The 20,015-nt window shown below is 72.1% G+C and carries 19 protein-coding genes; 3 read left to right on the top strand and 16 right to left on the bottom strand.

The annotated features are described in order from the left end of the window. Positions 1 to 43: 43 nt before the first annotated feature. Positions 44 to 2,569: an ATP-dependent Clp protease ATP-binding subunit gene (locus tag ACODT5_RS40700; RefSeq protein WP_422524010.1), complete on the bottom strand. Its 2,526-nt coding sequence runs from the start codon at positions 2,567 to 2,569 to the stop codon at positions 44 to 46. Positions 2,570 to 3,055: 486 nt separating this feature from the next. Between ACODT5_RS40700 and ACODT5_RS40695 the strand changes: the two genes are divergently transcribed. Then, complete coding sequence (locus tag ACODT5_RS40695) at positions 3,056 to 3,718, top strand: SCO3374 family protein (RefSeq protein ID WP_422524009.1); 663 nt, start codon at positions 3,056 to 3,058, stop codon at positions 3,716 to 3,718. Here the strand turns inward: ACODT5_RS40695 and ACODT5_RS40690 are convergent. The 12 genes from ACODT5_RS40690 to ACODT5_RS40635 form a co-directional block, all read right to left on the bottom strand. Beyond that, positions 3,700 to 4,038 carry a histone-like nucleoid-structuring protein Lsr2 gene (locus tag ACODT5_RS40690; protein WP_422524008.1) on the bottom strand — a complete coding sequence of 113 codons (339 nt, stop codon included), beginning with the start codon at positions 4,036 to 4,038 and terminating at the stop codon, positions 3,700 to 3,702. The two genes, ACODT5_RS40695 and ACODT5_RS40690, sit on opposite strands and share 19 nt — an antisense overlap. Positions 4,039 to 4,204: 166 nt before the next feature. Then, entirely contained in the window at positions 4,205 to 4,735 is a 531-nt protein-coding gene (locus ACODT5_RS40685) for an amino-acid N-acetyltransferase (protein ID WP_422524007.1), read from the bottom strand. A gap of 9 nt (positions 4,736 to 4,744) precedes the next feature. Continuing rightward, a complete protein-coding gene (locus ACODT5_RS40680; protein WP_422524006.1) occupies positions 4,745 to 5,209 on the bottom strand; it encodes a BlaI/MecI/CopY family transcriptional regulator in 465 nt (154 codons plus the stop codon). A 113-nt stretch (positions 5,210 to 5,322) separates the two neighbouring features. Next, a complete protein-coding gene (locus ACODT5_RS40675) occupies positions 5,323 to 5,496 on the bottom strand; it encodes a hypothetical protein (RefSeq protein ID WP_327254299.1) in 174 nt (57 codons plus the stop codon). A gap of 13 nt (positions 5,497 to 5,509) precedes the next feature. Beyond that, positions 5,510 to 6,103, bottom strand: a complete 594-nt coding sequence (locus ACODT5_RS40670) for a hypothetical protein (protein WP_422525179.1) — start codon at positions 6,101 to 6,103, stop codon at positions 5,510 to 5,512. 101 nt (positions 6,104 to 6,204) lie between these two features. After that, on the bottom strand, positions 6,205 to 6,390 hold the full coding sequence (locus ACODT5_RS40665; RefSeq protein ID WP_327254297.1) for a DUF397 domain-containing protein: 186 nt from the start codon (positions 6,388 to 6,390) through the stop codon (positions 6,205 to 6,207). Positions 6,391 to 6,475: 85 nt separating this feature from the next. Then, positions 6,476 to 7,888, bottom strand: coding sequence for an RNA-guided endonuclease IscB (gene iscB, locus ACODT5_RS40660; protein ID WP_422524005.1), 1,413 nt, complete (start codon positions 7,886 to 7,888; stop codon positions 6,476 to 6,478). Between the two features lie 473 nt (positions 7,889 to 8,361). Next, the gene (locus ACODT5_RS40655) at positions 8,362 to 9,171 is read right to left on the bottom strand and encodes a type III pantothenate kinase (protein ID WP_327254296.1); all 810 of its coding nucleotides are present in this window, start codon (positions 9,169 to 9,171) and stop codon (positions 8,362 to 8,364) included. Positions 9,172 to 9,174: 3 nt separating this feature from the next. Next, entirely contained in the window at positions 9,175 to 10,125 is a 951-nt protein-coding gene (gene nadC, locus ACODT5_RS40650; protein ID WP_385370806.1) for a carboxylating nicotinate-nucleotide diphosphorylase, read from the bottom strand. A 56-nt stretch (positions 10,126 to 10,181) separates the two neighbouring features. Continuing rightward, complete coding sequence (locus tag ACODT5_RS40645) at positions 10,182 to 11,969, bottom strand: L-aspartate oxidase (RefSeq protein WP_422524004.1); 1,788 nt, start codon at positions 11,967 to 11,969, stop codon at positions 10,182 to 10,184. Further along, a complete protein-coding gene (panC, locus tag ACODT5_RS40640) occupies positions 11,966 to 13,009 on the bottom strand; it encodes a pantoate--beta-alanine ligase (protein WP_422524003.1) in 1,044 nt (347 codons plus the stop codon). Before panC ends, ACODT5_RS40645 begins: the two co-directional genes overlap by 4 nt. Further along, positions 13,006 to 14,019 carry a Rossmann-like and DUF2520 domain-containing protein gene (locus ACODT5_RS40635; RefSeq protein ID WP_422524002.1) on the bottom strand — a complete coding sequence of 338 codons (1,014 nt, stop codon included), beginning with the start codon at positions 14,017 to 14,019 and terminating at the stop codon, positions 13,006 to 13,008. Before ACODT5_RS40635 ends, panC begins: the two co-directional genes overlap by 4 nt. 554 nt (positions 14,020 to 14,573) lie before the next feature. Between ACODT5_RS40635 and ACODT5_RS40630 the strand changes: the two genes are divergently transcribed. After that, entirely contained in the window at positions 14,574 to 15,800 is a 1,227-nt protein-coding gene (locus tag ACODT5_RS40630) for a threonine aldolase family protein (protein ID WP_422525178.1), read from the top strand. A gap of 496 nt (positions 15,801 to 16,296) precedes the next feature. Here the strand turns inward: ACODT5_RS40630 and ACODT5_RS40625 are convergent, their stop codons facing one another. The 3 genes from ACODT5_RS40625 to ACODT5_RS40615 form a co-directional block, all read right to left on the bottom strand. Next, the gene (locus ACODT5_RS40625; RefSeq protein ID WP_422524001.1) at positions 16,297 to 16,506 is read right to left on the bottom strand and encodes a hypothetical protein; all 210 of its coding nucleotides are present in this window, start codon (positions 16,504 to 16,506) and stop codon (positions 16,297 to 16,299) included. 768 nt (positions 16,507 to 17,274) lie between these two features. Beyond that, positions 17,275 to 17,829 carry a DUF3291 domain-containing protein gene (locus ACODT5_RS40620; RefSeq protein ID WP_422524000.1) on the bottom strand — a complete coding sequence of 185 codons (555 nt, stop codon included), beginning with the start codon at positions 17,827 to 17,829 and terminating at the stop codon, positions 17,275 to 17,277. A 32-nt stretch (positions 17,830 to 17,861) separates the two neighbouring features. Further along, the gene (locus ACODT5_RS40615; protein WP_422523999.1) at positions 17,862 to 18,542 is read right to left on the bottom strand and encodes a helix-turn-helix transcriptional regulator; all 681 of its coding nucleotides are present in this window, start codon (positions 18,540 to 18,542) and stop codon (positions 17,862 to 17,864) included. 325 nt (positions 18,543 to 18,867) lie between these two features. Here ACODT5_RS40615 and ACODT5_RS40610 point away from each other — a divergent pair, with 325 nt between their 5' ends. Beyond that, positions 18,868 to 19,992 carry a DUF5937 family protein gene (locus tag ACODT5_RS40610; RefSeq protein WP_422523998.1) on the top strand — a complete coding sequence of 375 codons (1,125 nt, stop codon included), beginning with the start codon at positions 18,868 to 18,870 and terminating at the stop codon, positions 19,990 to 19,992. Positions 19,993 to 20,015: the final 23 nt, after the last annotated feature.

Genomic DNA, 20,015 nt, shown 5'->3' with positions numbered 1-20,015 from the left:
GGTCCCGGGGCCGCCCCTTCGTACCGCTGTGAGCGGCTAGCGCTTACGCACCCTTGGTGAGGTCCGGGCCGGAGCCCGACGCCTCGATGGGGGGAAGGTCCGAGATCGGAGTCTTCTCCTCACCGCGGAAGGTGAACTTGGCTTCGTCGCCCTCACCCTCCTTGCCGACGACCACGATGTGACCGGGGCGCAGCTCGCCGAAGAGGATCTTCTCCGACAGGGTGTCCTCGATCTCGCGCTGGATCGTGCGGCGCAGCGGGCGGGCACCCATGATCGGGTCGTAGCCGCGCTTGGCCAGCAGTGCCTTCGCTTCCGTGCTGAGCTCGATGCCCATGTCACGGTCCTTCAGGCGGTCATCGACCTTGGCGATCATCAGGTCGACGATCTGGACGATGTCTTCCTCGGTGAGCTGGTGGAAGACGACCGTGTCGTCGACGCGGTTGAGGAACTCGGGCCGGAAGTGCTGCTTGAGCTCTTCGTTGACCTTCGCCTTCATCCGGTCGTATCCGGTCTTGGTGTCTCCCTGGGCCGCGAAGCCGAGGTTGAAGCCCTTCGAGATGTCCCGCGTACCCAGGTTGGTCGTCATGATGATGACCGTGTTCTTGAAGTCCACGACCCGGCCCTGGGAGTCGGTCAGACGACCGTCTTCCAGGATCTGGAGAAGGGAATTGAAGATATCCGGGTGCGCCTTCTCGACCTCGTCGAAGAGGACGACGGAGAACGGCTTCCGGCGGACCTTCTCGGTCAGCTGGCCGCCCTCTTCGTAGCCCACGTAGCCGGGGGGCGACCCGAAGAGACGGGAAACCGTGTGCTTCTCGCTGAACTCCGACATGTCGAGGGAGATCAGCGCGTCCTCGTCGCCGAAGAGGAATTCGGCGAGCGCCTTGGAGAGCTCGGTCTTACCGACGCCGGACGGGCCGGCGAAGATGAACGAGCCACCCGGGCGCTTCGGGTCCTTCAGACCCGCACGGGTACGGCGGATCGCCTTGGAGAGCGCCTTGATGGCGTCCTTCTGGCCGATGACGCGACGGTGGAGCTCGTCCTCCATGCGCAGGAGCCGCGAGGACTCCTCCTCGGTCAGCTTGAACACCGGAATGCCGGTCGCGGTCGCCAGGACTTCGGCGATGAGCTCGCCGTCGACCTCGGCGACGACGTCCATGTCGCCGGCCTTCCATTCCTTCTCGCGCTTGGCCTTCGCCGCCAGCAGCTGCTTCTCCGAATCACGGAGGGAAGCCGCCTTCTCGAAGTCCTGGGAGTCGATGGCCGACTCCTTGTCGCGACGCACGTTCGCGATCTTCTCGTCGAACTCGCGGAGGTCCGGCGGCGCGGTCATCCGGCGGATGCGCATCCGGGAGCCGGCCTCGTCGATCAGGTCGATCGCCTTGTCCGGGAGGAAGCGGTCCGAGATGTACCGGTCGGCCAGGGTGGCCGCCTGCACGAGGGCCTCGTCCGTGATGGAGACGCGGTGGTGGGCCTCGTAGCGGTCGCGCAGGCCCTTGAGGATCTCGATGGTGTGCTGGAGGGAAGGCTCCGCCACCTGGATCGGCTGGAAGCGTCGCTCGAGAGCGGCGTCCTTCTCAAGGTGCTTGCGGTACTCGTCCAGCGTCGTGGCACCGATGGTCTGGAGCTCACCACGGGCCAGCATGGGCTTCAGGATGCTGGCGGCGTCGATCGCGCCCTCGGCGGCACCCGCACCCACGAGGGTGTGGAGCTCGTCGATGAACAGGATGATGTCGCCGCGGGTGCGGATCTCCTTGAGCACCTTCTTGAGGCGCTCTTCGAAGTCACCGCGGTAGCGGGAACCGGCAACCAGGGCACCCAGGTCAAGCGTGTAGAGGTGCTTGTCCTTGAGGGTCTCGGGGACCTCGCCCTTGACGATCGCCTGGGCCAGGCCCTCGACGACGGCGGTCTTGCCGACGCCGGGCTCGCCGATGAGGACCGGGTTGTTCTTGGTCCGGCGGGAGAGCACCTGCATGACCCGCTCGATCTCCTTCTCGCGCCCGATGACCGGGTCGAGCTTGGATTCGCGAGCGGCCTGCGTGAGGTTGCGGCCGAACTGGTCCAGGACGAGCGAGGTCGAGGGCGTGCCCTCGGCCGGGCCGCCGGCCGTGGCCGACTCCTTGCCTCCGCCGGAGTAGCCGGAGAGCAGCTGGATGACCTGCTGCCGGACTCGGTTGAGATCGGCGCCCAGCTTCACCAGGACCTGGGCGGCGACGCCCTCGCCCTCGCGAATGAGGCCGAGCAGGATGTGCTCGGTGCCGATGTAGTTGTGGCCGAGCTGGAGGGCCTCTCGGAGCGAAAGCTCCAGGACCTTCTTCGCCCGCGGGGTGAAGGGGATGTGGCCGGAAGGGGCCTGCTGCCCCTGTCCGATGATCTCCTCAACCTGCTGGCGAACAGCCTCGAGCGAAATCCCGAGGCTCTCCAAGGCCTTAGCGGCGACACCCTCACCCTCGTGGATCAAGCCCAGGAGGATGTGCTCGGTGCCGATGTAGTTGTGGTTGAGCATCCGGGCTTCTTCCTGAGCCAGGACGACAACCCGCCGCGCGCGGTCGGTGAACCTCTCGAACATCGTTTATCGCTCCTCAGAGCGGTCGGGCAGTTCGGGGTCGGTCCCCGCCCTGTCCTTCCGCATGCTAGTCCCGCGGGGCGGGACAGCTCATTCCAACTGCCGACATCCGTCCGCGGCTCACCCTCACGTCCGTGGGAAAACCCGGCTGTAAGTGCCGACAACTGCTCCAACCCGATGGTGCGAGACGATGTTCCCGCAGGCCAGGCAGATACCCGTCACACGTGTACGCCGATGGCGAACGCAAGCCGGTCTCGGACCCTGCAAATCAGCGTGTCGCCCCGATCCACTAGGAATGTCTTACCCGTAAGAGCGGACGATTCACGCTGGTGGAGGACTGTTCCCTCCGCTACGGGCGAACACGCTTCCGTCCTGAATGTGAGACTCCGGCTCCTCGGGCGTTTACGCTCCGCATTGGGACGAGTGCACTGCGTCACGCCGCGCATCCCTCCCGCGTAACTCCCGAGCGTTTCCGCAGTTGCTCCGGGCATGGCCCTCACCGCGCCGCCCCCCACCGTCCCGCTCCCCCGCGCCCCGATCGGGGCGCCCGCCGCCGAAGCGGCCGGAGGCACCGATGCGTCCGCGGACTGGTACGCCCGCGTGCTCGGCTGGCCCGTGGCCGGCGGACCGCCCGCGCAGCTGGTGACCGGCGTGCGGTTCGACGTACTGGAGCTGCCGGCCGATGCCGGTGCCGCGGTGCTGCGCGGACCCTGCGGCAGCGCCACGGGTCCGGTGGCGCTCATGGGACGCAGGATGCGGTTCCTGGTGGCCCCGGGGAGCGCCGATGAGCTGGAGGGGCTGCTCGACTGGCTGGAGTGGGGCGGGGTGGCCCTGGATCTCGCCGCCCTGGGTACGGGTGGCCGGATCACCGCTCCGGCGCCGCCGGGACACCTGGTGGGGCCCGGGGAAAGCCCTCGGGGGGCCGCCGTGTGGCTGCGGCCCCCCGAGCAGGGGTGTGAGGCACTGCTGCCCGCCCTGCCCGTTGCGGGGCGGGGCTCCGGGCCCGGTCGTGGCGGGGACGCCGCCGGGCCCGGTCTCGTACGCCTGGTCGCGGCGGCGGCGACGGAATGCCACCGGGCGCGGCTGCGTACGGCCTGTGCGGATCGCATCGCCGCCGCGACTGTGACCGGAGGTCAGTCGCGGTTCTCGTAAGCCTCGCGGATGTCCTGCGGGACGCGGCCGCGGTCGTTGACGCTCATGCCCTTGGCCTTGGCCCAGGCACGGATCTCGGCCGTGTCCGGGTTGCCGGGCGCCGCTGCGGCGCGGCCGCCCTTGCTACGACCCGCCGCGGCACGGCCACCGGTGCGGCGACCGCCCTTGGTGAACGGGTCGAGGAGGCCGCGGAGCTTTTCAGCGTTGGCGGTGGTGAGGTCGATCTCGTAGGTCTTGCCATCCAGCGCGAACGTCACCGTCTCGTCCGCCTCGCCGCCGTCGAGGTCGTCGACAAGAAGGACCTGAACCTTCTGTGCCACCGGGATTTCCTTTCATCGAAAAGCAGTACGCGGAAAGGAAACCGCTTTTGCCTGGAAAACACAAACCCCCCGTCACGGGTTCGGGTCCGCAACGGGTCGGGAAACGTGCGCGATTCGGACATAGGGCACGGAGCCGGGGCTCCCGTGAAATCCCCGCGGTGATCGATCAGAGGTGCAGAAGCATCCGGCTGTTGCCCAAGGTGTTCGGCTTCACTCGTTCGAGACCGAGGAACTCGGCGACACCCTCGTCATAGGAACGCAGCAGCTCCATGTACACATCGGTCTCGACCGGGGTCTCGCCGATCTCGGTGAAGCCGTGCTTCGCGAAGAAGTCCACTTCGAAGGTCAGGCAGAAAACCCGGCTGACGCCCACCCTCCGGGCGGTCTCCAGCAACTTGTCGAGCACGAGATGCCCGACTCCCCCGCCCTTCAAGTCGCGGTCGACGGCAAGAGTGCGGACTTCGGCCAGGTCTTCCCACATCACGTGGAGCGCACCGCAGCCGACGACTTGGCCATCGGAGTCGCGTTCGGCGACCCAGAACTCCTGGATGTCCTCATAAAGGACGACCGGCGCTTTGTCCAGCAGGATCCGCTGCTGAACGTACTGGTCGAGCAGGCGGCGCAGCGCGGGAACATCACTGGTGCGCGCTCGGCGGATCGTCACTGTTTTTGCATGTGCAGCGGAAAACTCACCCATGCCCGGACGTTATCGCCCCGGCGCGGTGCCCGGTGCCGCGGAGTCGCCTTCGGCATCGGGCGGCGACGGCGGGGACGGCGGGGAGTCGGCGGCCTCCGCGGACGCTTCGGGTTCCGCGGGCTGCACGATGCGCACGGCGTCCCTGAGTGCCTCGCGCTGTTCCGCCGACATCATGCCGAAGAAGGCCACGAGGGCGGCTGCGGGGTTGTCGCTCGTCGACCAGGCTTCGTTCATCAGTGCGGCCGAGTAAGCGGCCCGGGTGGAGACCGCCGTATATCGATAGGCGCGGCCTTCGGCCTCGCGGCGGACCCAGCCCTTCTGGTGGAGATTGTCCATAACGGTCATGACCGTGGTGTACGCGATGGACCGTTCCTGCTGGAGGTCTTCCAGGACTTCACGAACGGTGACCGGGCGGTTCCACTGCCACACCCGCGTCATGACTGCGTCTTCGAGTTCTCCCAAGGGGCGAGGCACACCAGCACGATAGTGCGGGTTGTGGTGAATTGCGCGGCTATCCGGGCGGCAAGGCGCAACAAAATACGGGCGTACGGCTGGGAAGCCGTACGCCCGTCCCCTGTCGAGGGGGCCTACTTCTGGGGCTGGGACTGCTGGGCGGCCTCGGCGCGGGCGAGCACGGCGTCGACGGCCGCGTCCTCCTTGCCCTTGTTGGCACCGCCCTGGCTCTTCACGATCGTCACGACGAGCGCGATGAAGAACACGGCCATCACGAAGGGGGGCACGAGCGCGGAAACGTAGTCCATGCCCCCAGCCTAGCTACCCTGCCGCGCGCCCGGCCTCCGGGGGCGGGCTGGGCTTGCGGCGCGGCGGGAAGACCTCGCCCGGGGTCGGGACGGGCCGTGCGGGGCGGTCGTCGGGGCGCGGTTCGGTCTTCGGGCGCGCGGGGTCGTTCTCCTTCTCGGAGCCGCCCTTGCCGGCGCCGCCCGTGTCGGTGCCGCCCGCGAGGGTCAGCAGCCGGGTGCGCGGTGCGGGCGCCGTGGACAGCCTGCGGCGTACGGAGCGCTCCGCGATGGTCTGGGCGCGCTCCAGCAGCGCGGCGGCGACCGGGTTGGCGCGCAGCGCCCGCAGGGCGGCGAGGTCGTCCGGGACCGGTTCGTAGCCGGCGGCCAGGGCGTCCTGCAGCAGCTCCAGATAGCCGGAGAGGCTTCCGGGCAGCGCGGCTCTGTACCGCGCCAGGTCGGCCAGGAGGAACGCTCTGAGCCTCCCCGCCTCCTGGACCGCGTCGTCCACCGACGCCGCGAGGCGCAGGCAGTCCTGGACCTCGACGGCCGTCAGTGGGGCCGTCGAGGACTGAAGGGCGTGAGCGAGCGAGCGCCTGAGCACGTGAAGCTCATCGGCGCCGAACGCCATGCCGCCGCGGGATCCGTAGGGCGTGGGCATGGGCCGAAGATACGCGCTAATCGGACAAAATCCCTTGAGTGGACACGTACAGGGCGCGTGTCGGGACGGGGCTAGTCCGACTGCTTGACCACGCGCAGGAAATCGGCCCAGGCGGCCTGGGTGGTGGCGAGGACCAGGTGGGCCGGGTCGGCGCGGTCCGCCACCCGGACCAGGGTGCCGGGGGCGGCGCTGACGTAGACGCAGTTGTCCCCCTCACCGCAGAACGAGGACTTCTGCCAGGCGGGCCGAGCGGTCATCGCATTCTTCTTTCGTGGATGCTCCCTGGCTCAGCCAGGAGAGGAGACGAATCCTTGGATCGTAGGCACGGAACGCCGGAGGTCTCTACGGTTTGCCAGTGCCGCTCAGGTGGTGTGTCGGTGGGCCTTCGGGCCGAACGGTGTAGGCGTAGCCGTCGGCTCGTTGGAGGAGCCGGAAGTACTTGTAGCGAACGCCCTGGACGAGGCCTTGTGCCGTCCTGATGTTGAAGTTCCCGTTGGAGCGGACCGCGATGCGGCCGATGTGGGTACCGGCCTTCTTGCCCGTGGAAACGACGGCGCGGGCGAGGTCTCCGGTCTGGTAGCCGAAGAACTGCTTCTGCCTGGGCAGACGCAGGCGGGGGAAGCCGTACTTGTCGGCGCGGGTACGCGCGTAGGTACCGCGCCCGGTAGCGGCGACCGCGAGGACACGGGCCGGCGTACGGGTGATGGTGTCGAGTTCGCCTACGCACAGGGCGTCGAGGGTGTGGGTCTTCGGGGTACCGGTCCGCTGCCGGTTCCATTTCGTGCGGCCACCCGATGCGGTGTACACGGTGGGGAAGGCAGCGCCAAGAGCGCGCCACAGTGCCCAGCGGGTGACGTTGACGGCTGCCGCATCGCGGAGCGGGGCTTTGGCCTGGGCGAGAATCCGAGCCAACAGGCGCGGGGACTTCCTGAGGAAGTCTTCGACCGACTGGTTGGACTTCTTCTCGTTGCAGGGAATGCAGGCGGTGCACAGGTTGGAAACACGGTCGCTGCCGCCGCGTGAGCGGGGCTGTATGTGGTCGATGTTGAGTGGTACTCCGGTGCCGCCGCAGTAGGCGCAGGCCCTCTCCCACTTGGCCAGGAGGTATTCGCGGACTTCTGTGCCGTGCAGGGTCCCCTGCTGGTACTCGGCTCCTTCCAGCGGTCCGTCGTTGGCTATGGCGTGAGTGTCGAACGCGACCCGCTCCACGTGCACCGAGCGGACGGGTGCCCAGCGTGCGAGCCGTGTGGTCCACGACATCGTGGTGTCCACACGGTGGCGCAGCGACGGGGCGAGCCACCCCTTGGGACGGGTGCGATTGGAGAAGCGCGGCGCGCGGTAGCGCATGTTGCGGGTACGCCTGCCACGCCGGTGGGCGGCACGAGCGGTGAGCTTGTCCCGGATCATGCTGCCCCGGTGGGCGAGCTCGACCGCGTACAGGCCGCGGCGCTCACCATCCTTCGCGGTGAACACGGCGATACCGGTGTGCTTGGACCCGGGGTCGATCCCGAGTTCCACACCGTCCACCTGCGATCCGGAGACCGTGCGGTCCTTGAGCCGGATCACGAACGGTGTGTGCCGGGCCACGACCGCCCGGCCCTGACGGAGGAGCTTGCGAGCCCTGGCGGAGCTGGTGGGTTGGAGCGGTGAGCCGTGCCGGTCCAGGACGAACACGGCAGGATGGCCCTCACGGGCCTTCTCCCCAACCAGATGGTCGGGGGTGACGCGCCCGGCGCCAGGTGAAGCGTCGGGCATCTCCCCTCGCACATGTACCGCGCCGGGTGCCTTACGGCGTTCGGGTCCCGTTTCGTCCCCGATCCGGGGGGTGTCTGCTGACTCGAATTCGAGAGCAGGCTGCTGAGGAAGCACAGCTTGGTCGGTCTTCTGTCCTACGCGGTACGTAGCCAACTTCGTTCACCTCCGCATACGCGTTGGCTGGTGCTGGTAACGATGGCCTCAGTCTGTGCGGCTGAGGCCCCCTCCCTCCAGGAGGGGGATCCCGGTACGGCGTCTCCTCCGGTCACGGGCGCCTGGGCGCCGTGGACGAGCTTCAGGTATTTCTCGGGCGACCGTATCTCCGGAGTGGCCCCGCCCCGGCCATTTCCGGGGAATTTCCCGCGCCGGACATAAGCGTGCGGTAGGGGGAGCCTGAGCGGCCGGGGCCGCAGGACGGACGAAGGCCCCCGCCCTCGGGGGCGGGGGCCTCGCGTCAGGCGGTCCCGGCCCGGTCAGCCGAAGGCGGGCGCGTTGCGCTCGTAGACCAGCCGCAGGCCGATCAGGGTGAGCCAGGGCTCGTGGTCGTCGATGGCCTCGGCCTCGCCGAGGACGATCGGGGCCAGACCGCCCGTGGCGATGACGCGGACGTCGTCCGGGACGCCGTTCGGGCCGGCCAGCTCCTTGGCCATGCGGCCCACGATCCCGTCGACCTGGCCGGCGAACCCGTAGACCACGCCCGACTGCATCGCCTCGACCGTGGACTTGCCGATGACGTTGCGCGGGCGGGCCAGCTCGATCTTGCGGAGCTGGGCGCCCCGGACGCCGAGGGCCTCCATGGAGATCTCGATGCCCGGGGAGATGACCCCGCCGACGTACTCGCCCTTGGCGGAGACCGCGTCGAAGGTGGTCGCCGTGCCGAAGTCGACGACGATCGCGGGGCCGCCGTAGAGCTCGGCGGCGGCGACCGCGTTGACGATGCGGTCCGCGCCGACCTCCTTCGGGTTGTCCATCAGGATCGGTACGCCCGTCTTGGTGCCGGGCTCCACGATCACCGCCGGAACGTCGCCGTAGTAGCGCCGGGTCACCTCGCGGAGCTCGTGCAGCACCGCCGGCACCGTCGAGCAGATCGCGATGCCGTGGATGCCGTCGCCCAGTTCGTTGCCGAGCATCGGGTGCATGCCCATCAGGCCCTGCATCAGCACGGCCATCTCGTCGGCCGTGCGGCGCGGGTCGGTCGAGACGCGCCAGTGCTCGACGATCTCGTCACCGTCGAACAGGCCAAGGACCGTATGGGAGTTGCCCACGTCGATGGTGAGGAGCATCGGTTACACCGCCTCGCGCAGATCGAGGCCGATGTCCAGGATCGGGGAGGAGTGGGTGAGACCGCCGACGGCGAGGTAGTCGACGCCGGTCTCGGCGTAGGCGCGGGCGTTGTGCATGGTGAGGCGGCCCGAGGACTCCAGGACCGCGCGGCCGTGGACCAGCGCCACCGCTTCCTCGGTCTCGATGGGCGTGAAGTTGTCGAGCAGGATCAGGTCCGCGCCCGCGTCCAGGGCCTCGCGGACCTGCTGGAGGGTGTCCACCTCCACCTCGATGGGAAGGTCGGGGAACTGCTCGCGCACGGCCTTGAACGCCTCGCGGACCCCGCCCGCGGCGATCACGTGGTTGTCCTTCACCAGCGCCGCGTCGGACAGCGACATGCGGTGGTTGACGCCGCCGCCGCAGCGGACCGCGTACTTCTCCAGGCAGCGCAGGCCCGGGGTGGTCTTGCGGGTGTCGCGGACCTTGGCCTTGGTGCCCTCCAGCTCGTCGGCCCAGGCGCGGGTGGCCGTGGCGATGCCCGACATCAGGCAGAGCAGGTTCAGCGCGCTGCGCTCGCCGGTGAGCAGGTCCCGGGTGCGGGCCCGTACGGACAGCAGCACCTGGCCGGCCTCGACGCGGTCGCCGTCCTCGACGTGCCGCTCGACCTCGAAGGTGTCGGTGCAGACCACGGACAGGACGGCCTCGGCGACGCGCAGGCCGGCGACCGTGCCGGCCTCGCGCGCGGTGAAGTCGGCCGTGGCGACGGCGTCCTCGGGGACGGTGGCCACGGTGGTGACGTCGACCCCGCCGTCGAGGTCCTCGGAGATCGCCATGTGCGCGATGTCCTCGACCTCGATCGGGTCCAGGCCGGCGTCCACGAGCAGCTGGGCGAGCGCCGGGTCCAGGCCGGTCTCCTCGCCCTCGCCGCAGGCGCAGTCGTCGCCGCAGCCGCCGCCCTCGCTCTGGTCGAGGATCGGGAGCTCCTCGTGCGGGTGGGTGTGGTCGTTCTCGTGCTCGTGCGTGCTCACGGTTACCGCTCCAGGCTGTCGGTGCTGCGGGTACTGATGCTGTCGCTGCTGCTGCTGTTGCTGCTCAAGGGGACGCGTACGGACGGGAAGTCCGCCGAGTCCGTGGAGGTGACGACCAGGGCGCGCCGCTCGGTCTGCGACAGGCGCACGACCAGGTGGCGCCGCCACTCGGCGTCGTCCCGGTCGGGGTGGTCCTCGCGCCAGTGGCAGCCGCGGGTCTCCGCGCGCCGCTGGGCGGCGGCGACCAGTACCCGGGCCACGCACAGGAGGTTGGTGGCCTCCCAGGTCTCGGTGCCGGGGACGGCCGTCTTGCCCCGGGTCTCCAGCTCCGTCAGCGCCGTCGCGTACAGGGCTTCGAGCGCGGCGGCGGCCCGGCGCAGGGACTCGGCGGAGCGGAGCACGCCCGCGCCGTCGGTCATGATGCGCTGGATCTCGTAGCGCGCCTCGGCGGGCTGGAGGGGGCCGGTGGCCGGGACGGGGATGCCGGGGCCGGTGCCCACGGGCGGGTTCCCGATGATGTCGTCGGCGATGCGCTCGGCGAAGACCAGGCCCTCCAGCAGGGAGTTGGAGGCCAGCCGGTTCGCGCCGTGCACTCCGGTGCAGGCGACCTCGCCGCAGGCGTACAGCCCGGGGACGGTGGTGCGGCCGTGCAGGTCGGTCCGTACGCCGCCGGAGGCGTAGTGCGCGGCCGGGGCGACCGGGATGGGCTCGGTGACCGGGTCGATGCCGTGCGAGCGGCAGGCGGCGAGGATGGTGGGGAAGCGCTGCTCCCACATCTCGGCGCCGAAGTGCCGGGCGTCCAGGTACATGTGCTGCGTGCCCTGCTCCTGCATGCGGCGCATGATGCCCTTGGCGACGATGTCGCGGGGCGCGAGCTCGGCGAGCTCGTGCTGGCCGGTCATGAAGCGGACCCCGTCGGCGTCGACGAGGTACGCGCCCTCGCCGCGGACGGCCTCCGACACCAGGGGCTGCTGGCCCTCGGCGTCGGCGCCGAGGAAGAGCACGGTGGGGTGGAACTGCACGAATTCGAGGTCGGAGACCTCGGCGCCGGCGCGCAGCGCGAGGGCCACCCCGTCGCCGGTGGACACCGACGGGTTGGTGGTCGCGGAGAAGACCTGGCCCATGCCGCCGGTCGCGAGGATCACGGCGGGCGCGTGGACGGCGCCGACCCCGTCGTGCTGGCCCTCGCCCATGACGTGCAGGGTGACGCCCGCGGTACGGCCCTCGGCGTCCAGGAGCAGGTCCAGGACCAGGGCGTTCTCGACGGTCTCGATGCCGGCGTCCTGGACGGCCTCGACGAGCGCCCGGGAGATCTCGGCGCCGGTGGCGTCGCCGCCGGCGTGCGCGATGCGGCGGCGGTGGTGGCCGCCCTCGCGGGTCAGCTCGATCTCGCCGGTCTCGGCGGAGGTGTCGAAGACGGCGCCGGTCGCGATGAGGCGGCGTACGGCGTCGGGCCCCTCGGTGACCAGGAGCCGGACGGCGGCCTCGTCGCACAGGCCCGCGCCCGCGACGAGGGTGTCGTCGAGGTGCTGCTCGGGGGTGTCCCCGTCGCCGAGGGCGGCGGCGATGCCGCCCTGGGCCCAGCGGGTGGAGCCGTCGTCGAGCCGGGCCTTGGTGACCACGACGGTACGGCGGCCGGCGGCGGCGCAGCGCAGTGCGGCGGTCAGTCCGGCGACGCCGGAGCCGACGACCACGACATCGGCGTCCACGGACCAGCCGGGCGCCGGGGCGTGGAGCCGTATGCCGGTGCTGGTGCCCGCTGTTGCGGGGCCTCTGCCTGGGGTGCTCACGGTTGTGCTCCGAACTCCAATGGGATGTTGTCGATCAGCCGGGTCGCGCCCACTTTCGCGGCGACGGCCAGCACGGCCTGACCGGTGAAGCCGTGGCCGGCCTCGGTGAAGTCCTGGGGGTCCACCAGCGCCAGGTAGTCCAGGACGAGCGGCGGATCGTGCCGGCCCGCCTCCTCCAGGACGTGGCGCGCGGCGGCCCGTACGGCCTCCGGCAGCCCGGCGCCCGCCGCGGCGACGGCGTGGGCGTCGGCGGAGGCGCGGATCTCGCCGAGCCGGGCCAGGCCGGTGGCCCGCTCGTCGCCGGCCGGCGGGGCCTGCGCCTCGGCGCGGGCGCGCAGCGCGGACTGCGCGGCGAGGCGGTCGCGGCCGGCGAACAGGGCGCGGGAGAGGGCGAGGGCGGTGCCGCGTTCCTTGGCGGAGAGGTAGCGGTTGCGGGAGGAGAGCGCGAGCCCGTCCGTCTCGCGGACGGTCGGTACGCCGACCACCTCGACGGGGAAGTTCAGGTCGGTCACCATGCGCCGGATCAGGGCCAGTTGCTGCGCGTCCTTCTGGCCGAAGAAGGCCAGGTCGGGGCGGGTGAGGTGGAGCAGCTTGGCGACGACGGTCAGCATGCCGTCGAAGTGGCCGGGGCGGGTGGCGCCTTCGAGGCGGCCGCCCATCGGGCCGGCGGTGATCCGGACCTGGGGGTCGCCGCCGGGGTAGACCTCGTCGACGGCCGGGGCGAACACGGCGTCGGCGCCGGCCGCTTCGGCGATCGCCAGGTCGGCGTCGAGGGTGCGGGGGTAGCGGTCGAGGTCCTCGTTCGCCCCGAACTGCAGGGGGTTGACGAAGACGGTGACCACGACCTGGCCGGTGGGGCCGACGTGTTCGCGGGCGGTGCGGACCAGGGTGGCGTGGCCCTCGTGGAGGGCGCCCATGGTCATGACGACGGCGCGGCGGCCGTCGGTGGCGGCGGTCGCCACGGCGGCCGTCGCCGTGGCGGCGGCCGCCGTGGCGCGGGGCAGGCGGTGCAGTGCGTCCGCGGTGTCGAGGAGGATCACAGGTCGCCGCCGCCTTCGTTTCCCTCGGGGGCGGGGCGGCCGGGGTCGATGCCGTTCGCGCCGTCGGCGAGCACGCCGAGGAGGTCCTCGGCCAGCTCGGGCTTGAGCAGGCCGTGCGCGATGGCCCGGTCGGCGGTCGTACGGGCCATCGCGAGGTACCCGGCGACCGTGCCCGGGGCGTGCTTGCGCAGCTCCGAGACGTGCGCGGCGACCGTACCGGCGTCACCGCGGGCCACCGGGCCGGTCAGGGCGGCGTCACCGGAGCGCAGGGCGTTGTCGAGGGCCGCGCCGAGGAGCGGGCCGAGCATCCGGGCGGGGTGTTCGACGCCCGCCTTGCCCAACAGCTCCATCGACTGGGCGACCAGGGTGACCAGGTGGTTCGCGCCGAGGGCCAGGGCCGCGTGGTAGAGCGGGCGGTTCGCCTCGGCGATCCACTCGGGCTCCCCGCCCATCTCGATGACCAGGGCCTCCGCGGCGAGCCGCAGCTCGTCGGGGGCGGTCACGCCGAAGGAGCAGCCCGCGAGGCGCTGCACGTCGACCTCGGTGCCGGTGAAGGTCATCGCGGGGTGCAGGGCCAGCGGGAGCGCGCCCGCGCGGCGCGCGGGGTCCAGCACGGAGACCCCGTACCGCCCGGAGGTGTGCACGAGGAGCTGCCCGGGGCGGACCGCGCCGGTCTCGGCGAGGCCCTCCACCAGGGACGGCAGTGCGTCGTCGGGGACGGTCAGCAGCACGAGGTCGGAGACCTGGAGGACCTGCGCCGGGGACACCACGGGCACGTCGGGCAGCATCCGCGCGGCGCGGCGGCGCGAGGCGTCGGAGACACCGGACACGGCGACGGGCCGGTGCCCGGTCTGCTGCAGGGCGCGGGCCAGCGCCGGGCCGACCCTGCCGGCTCCGACGACACCGACGGAGAGCCGGGCGGGGCGCTCCGCCTGGGGGGCTGTGTTCACGCGGGGGAGGCCTTCCGTTCCGTTCCGGTCCGCGGGGGGTACCGGACGATACGTCGCCATGCTAGCTCCTGGTGTGCGGGCCGGTCGGCGATGATCGGGGCATGAACCAGGACACGGAGCGAACGGCGACCACGGGGGCGGGCTCGGGGCCGGGCACGGGGGCGGGGACGCAGTCGGGCTCGGGGACGGACACGGGTTCGGAGCCCGGCTCCGGTACGGGGACACAGCCGGTCGCAGGGCCGGGCTCCGGATCCGGAGCCGGCCAAGGGGCGGGAAGGAGCACGGGCGTGCAGCGGATCGCGGAACCCGATGCGGCGGCGGAGCAGGTCGCGGGCACGGAGCGGATCGCGGAACCGGACGCGGCAGCCGAACGGGCCGCGGGCGCGCACCCGGCCCCGGCCCCGGCCCCACAGCGGGGCACGGACGAGGCCGGGGAACGAGCGACCGTCCGGGTGACGGGGGCGGGCGCGGGCGCCGAACTGGCCCCGGGGCGGGCCCCGGACGAGGCCGGCGCGCCGGGCGGAGATGACGTAGCGGAGCAGGTCGCGGACCCAGCGGCGGCCCAGGAGGCAGAACCGGTGGCGGCGGAGCGCGCGGTCCAGGCTGCGGGCGCGGTGACGCGGCAAAGCGCGGGCGAGGGTGCGGCACAGGCCGCGGACCCGACGGCGGCACAGGGCGCGGACTCGGCGGCGGCACAAGCCGCGGAGCAGGCGGCGGAGCAGGCCGCCGACGATGTCGCGGCACGGATCGTGGTCGCGGGGCGGGCCGCCTCGCGGAAGCTGTCGGACAGCCTGCGGGAGGCGACGGTCGGGGAGCTGCTCGCGGAGCTGGGCGGGATGGCCCCGGACCCCGACGAGCCGGGCGACATCTACGGCAACGGGATCGTGGAGCGGCTGGAGCGGCGGGTCGCGGAGCTGCTCGGCACCGAGGACGCGGCGTTCTTCCCGACCGGGACCATGGCCCAGCAGATCGCGCTGCGCTGCTGGGCCGGCCGGACCGGGAACCCGGTGGTCGCCCTGCACCCGATGAGCCACCCGGAGCGCTGGGAGGGCGGCGCGCTGTCCGTCGTCTCGGGGCTGCGGACCGTCTACCCGACGGGCGAACCCCGCCAGCCGACCGCGTCGGAGCTCGCCGAGCTGCCGGAGCCGTTCGGGACGCTGATGCTGGAACTTCCGCTCCGCGACGCGGGCTTCCTGCTCCCGACCTGGGCGGAACTGTCGGCGCTGGTGGACACCGCCCGGGAACGGGACGCGGTGGTCCACTTCGACGGGGCCCGGCTGTGGGAGTCGACGGTCCACTTCGGCCGGTCGCTGCCGGAGATCGCGGCGCTGGCGGACTCGGTGTACGTCTCCTTCTACAAGTCCCTCGGGGGCCTCAGCGGGGCCGCCCTCGCCGGCTCCGCGTCGCTCGTGGCGGAGGCGCGGGTGTGGCGGCACCGGTACGGGGGCCAGATCTTCCGCCAGTTCCCGGCCGCCCTGTCCGCCCTGGCCGGGCTGGAACGGGAACTGCCGCAGCTGCCCTCCTACGTGGCCAAGGCGCGGGAGGTGGCCTCCGCGATGTCCTCGGCGTTCGCCGCGGCTCCGGAGGTGCCCTGGTTCCGGGTCCACCCGGAGGTCCCGCACACCCACCAGTTCCAGGTGTGGCTCCCGTACGACGCGGACCGCCTCACGGAGGCGGGCCTGCGCCTCGCGGAGGAGACGGGCACGGTCCTCTTCCGCCGCTGGTCCCCCGACGGCCCGCCGGGCCTCTCGATGACGGAGGTCGAAGTCACCCGCCCCGGCCTGTCCTGGACGGACACCGAAGTCACCACGGCGATCGCAGACTTCGTGGCCCGCCTGTAGCCCGGACGGGCGGGGCGGTCGAGCCGACGGGACCGGGGCGGCCTGCGCCGAGGCGAGCCGGGCCTGGGCCGGGCCGGCAGGAGGCCCAGGCCCGGCCGGGATGAGGCTAGGCCGGGGCAGGCAGAGCCTGCGAGTGGGCAAGAAGGGCGGGGACAGAGCCCGTGGGCCGCGCGCCGGGCCGTCAGGCGGTCGGGGGTGGGTCGGCAGGCGGTGCCAGGCCGACGCCAGGGGTGACCTGGGCCCGGCCGAGCCGGGGAGTGAGCAGGAGCGCGGGGAGGGGACCCGCAGCCCGTGCGTCGGAGCGTCAGGCGGTCGGAGGGCGGGTCCACAGGCGGTGGAGGGCCGAACGCCAGGAGTGGCCTGGGCCCGCAAAGCCGGGGCCGGGGCCGAAGCCGAGGCCGGACTGAAACCGACTGGCCGAGTCGGCCGGCCGTAGCCGGGCCTTGGAGTGGGCGGGAGCGGCGGGGAGAGTACCCGTGGGCCGCGCGCCGGGGCGTCAGGCGGTCGGGGGGCGGGTCAGTAGGCGGTGGAGGGCCGAGCGCCAGGGGTGGCGGGCCGAGTCACCGTCGAGGACGGCCCGGAACTGTTCGTAGCTGCGGGCCTCGCGCAGGACGGCCACGTCGTCGCGGCCCGGCGGCGGGGGCATCGGGGTGCCGTGCTGTGAGGCGCGGTAGATGTCGACGAGGTACTGCTCGATCGCGGTCATGCATCCACCCTGAACCCGTATGCGGGCGCTCCGCGCGGTGATTGACGGACACCGTCAATCCGCCCGCGGGGGTGGCGGCTCCGGCCGGTTGGATCCCCCTGCCCCCGCCGGGGAGGCTGCGCCGCCGCTGCGCGGGGCGGAGTCCCCTACCCGCCCTGCCACCGTTCCCAGGGCCGGCCCTGACCCGCGCCTCAAACGCCGGCGGGGCTGAGGAGGTACCGGGCTCTGGCTCTGCCCGGACCCGGTCCTCAGGCGCCGGATGGCTGGGGGTACCGCTGGGCTCCGTTCGGGCCCCCTTCAAACACCGGCGCCGGCTAGAGGCACCACCGAGCTCCGGACCGCCCCCTCAACCGCAGGCCGGGGGCTGGAGGCACCGCGGGGCCCCGACCACCCCCTCAACCGCGGGCCGGGGGCCGGAGGCACCGCGGGGCCCCGACCACCCCCTCAACCGCGGGCCGGGGGCTGGAGGGTGTACCGGGCGGCACCCGAACCCTTCTTGGGCTCCGCCCAGACCCAGGTCCGCAAACGCCGGGCGGCTGAGAACCCCCAGATCCCGATCTCCAGCACCTGACGGGTGGGGCCGGTTTCCGGGTGCGCAGGCACTGCTGCGGCTGCGGCGATGGCGCCGTGACCCCAGCCCGTCCGGCGGTTGAGGACCGGGTCAGGGCAGAGCCCTGGGAACGGTCGAAGGGCGGGTAGGGGACTCCGCCACCACCACGAGGGTGTCCAGCGCCGCGCCGTTACTCAGACGGGCTGAGCGGCCCTGCTTCAGGCCGCCGCCGGGTCCCCCGCAGGCGCCGCCCGCACGCTCCCTGCGGCCTGCTCGGGCTGCGCTGCCGGCATGGCCCCACCGTGCTGCGCGGCCTCGGCGGCGGTGTAGGAGGAGGCGAAGGTGAACGCGCGCGGGGACGGCCCGTGCGCCCGTAGGTCCGCCAGCTGCTCCAGCGCCTCACCGACGGTCGGGAGGTGCCCGGCGGGAACCCACCAGAGCACCATGTGCGCCTCGACGTGCCGTTCGAACCATTCGCGGCGCCGCCGCATCACCTCCAGGTGCCCGCTGCGGTAGGCGAAGTCCCACAGGGCTTCCTGGGTCTCCCACACCGACAGGTTGACGATGACGTTCTCGCCCGCCGGCCGCAGGCCGGTGGCGTCGCCCGCTCCCTCGTCCACGAGCCGCCACACGAAGCCGGGCGCGCCGTCGGCGGCTGCGTTGACCGGGTCGAGCATCTCGACGAAGGGCGCCATGCGCGGGTCGTCGAGCGGGTGGCTGAGCGTGGAGACGTTGAGCTGGGCGAGATGGGCGGCATGCGCGGATGCGGTCATGGCCTCATCCCAGCACGACCCGCATTTCTATGTCAACGATCATTGTCTTTAGAAGCCTCGATCACCACGCAGCACTCTCCCGGCCGGGCGTCCATGCGGGCGCGTACGGGACCGTCCGCACCGAGCAGCCCCTCCAGCAGGGCGAGATTCATGCCGCAGACGAGCGGCGGGAAGCGTTCGGCGACGGCATGGAAGGGGCAGTTGCGCATACGAACGACGGGCGCGGCCGCCCCGTCCACCCCCTCGGCGTCTTCCAGATGGGGTTCGTAGCCGCGGGCGGCCAGCATCTCCACCGCCTCCGCAAGGCCTCCACAGGGCGCCGCCGAGCCGCGCAGGGCCTCACCCCGGCGGTGAGCGGCCGCACGGAGCCCGGCGTCCAGCCCCGCCTGCTCAGCGGCCTCGGCGAGCAGCTCGGCGACCGTGCGGTAGTCGCGGGCGGGCAGCGACACGGACCACTCGGCCGGAGCCCGCGTGTACACCTTGGCGGGACGGCCCGCCCCCGGCCCCGAACGGCCCGTCAGGCGCCGGCTGCCGCTCTCCAACAGCCCGGCCTCAACCAGCCTGTCCAGGTGGTGCGCGGCAAGCGTGCGCGCCACCCCGGCCGCCTCGGCGGCCTCGTTGCGGCCGACCTCACGGCCCTGCGCCACCACGAACTCGTACAGGCGGCGCCGCACCGGATCCTGCAGCACCGCGATCACATTGATGTCCTCCACCCGGCCATTCTAGGAACAACACAGATTGGAGATAGAAGGCTGAAATCCACCCCACCCGCAGGCCTGGACGCGGCCCCCGCACCGAGGCCGGGGACGGGGGCGGGGTGGGGTGTCGGCCTGGACGTAAAGCGTGATGTGTGACGCACAAAAGGCCCGCGCTGTCGAAGCAGAACACAGGGCGCCTAAATCATGCAGTCCAGGCCGACACCCCACCCCGGCACCGGCCCACCGCAGCCACCCCGCACCCCGCACCCCGCATCGGCCGGGTGGCCGAACGAAGCGTGGCCTGGCAGGCACAGGGGCCGCGCAGCGGCAGAATGATCCGATGAGCGTCACCATCGACATCACCGGGCTCCCCGCGGAGCGGATCGGCTTCGCGCCGTCCCCGCTCGCAGAGCTCTGCATGGCGTTGCACGCGCTCTCCCAGCCCGGCCATCACCCCGGGCTCGCCTCCTGGACCTCCACCACCGCGGCCGCCCTCGAACCCGACCTCGCGGACCGGCTGCTGGAGGGCGATTTCATGTGGCGCAGCTCCTTCGCCGATCTGTTCATGGCCTTCGCCGGGATCCCCGGCGGCTCCGGCCTGCCCGCCGCCACCCTGGCGGCCGAGCTCGACGTCCTCGACCGGCTGGACGACGAGCGGTTCGTGACGGCCGCCCTGGAGCACTGCCGGCTGGCCCTCTACAACGACGACAGCGGGCCGTCCCCGCTCGCGGATCCGCTCGCCCGGGCCAAGGCCCTGGAGACGGCCTCCGCGCGCGGGCCGCAGCAGCTGGCCTTCGCCGTGCGGGTGCTCGACGACACCGCCGGCGTGCGGGTCTGGCTGCGCCGGCTCCTGGAGGACTGCGACGAGGCCTTCTTCGCGGAGACCTGGCGCCGGGTCGAGCCCCGTCAGAGCGCGGACGCCCGGCACAAGAAGGAGGTGCTGCGGCGCAAGGGGCTGCCCGCCGTGCTGAAGGAGGTCTCCTCGGCGCTGAGCGTCGACGAGCGGCTGACCACGGTCACGGTGGACAAGATGGTCCACGGGTCCACGACCGCGACCGACCCCCGAATAGGTGACGGCCTGCTGTTCGTGCCCACGAACTTCGGCTGGCCCCACCTGCTGGTACTGCACGCCCCCGGCTGGCGCCCGGTGATCCACTACCCGCTCGGCTCGCCCGAACTGGCCTCCTCCCCGGGGTCGGTGGAGCTGCTGCAGCGGCGCATGGAGGCACTGGCCCATCCGATGCGGATGCTGCTGTGCCGCAACCTGGCGCGCGCTCCGTACACGACCGGCGAGTTGGCGGCCGCGCACGGGATCACCGCCCCGGAGGTCTCCCGCCATCTGGCGGTGCTGAAGAAGGCCGGACTGATCCAGACCCGCCGCCAAGGACGGTACGTCCAGCACCAGCTGGACCTGGCGACGGTCGCGCGGATCGGCTCCGACTTCATCGAGGGCATCCTGCGGTAGCTCTGCGGCAGCCCCACGGCGGC

This window comes from Streptomyces tatrensis (genome assembly GCF_049310065.1).
Taxonomy (GTDB): Bacteria; Actinomycetota; Actinomycetes; order Streptomycetales; family Streptomycetaceae; genus Streptomyces.
Note: the sequence above shows the minus strand (reverse complement) of the source record. Positions and strands in the feature narration are given on the sequence as shown.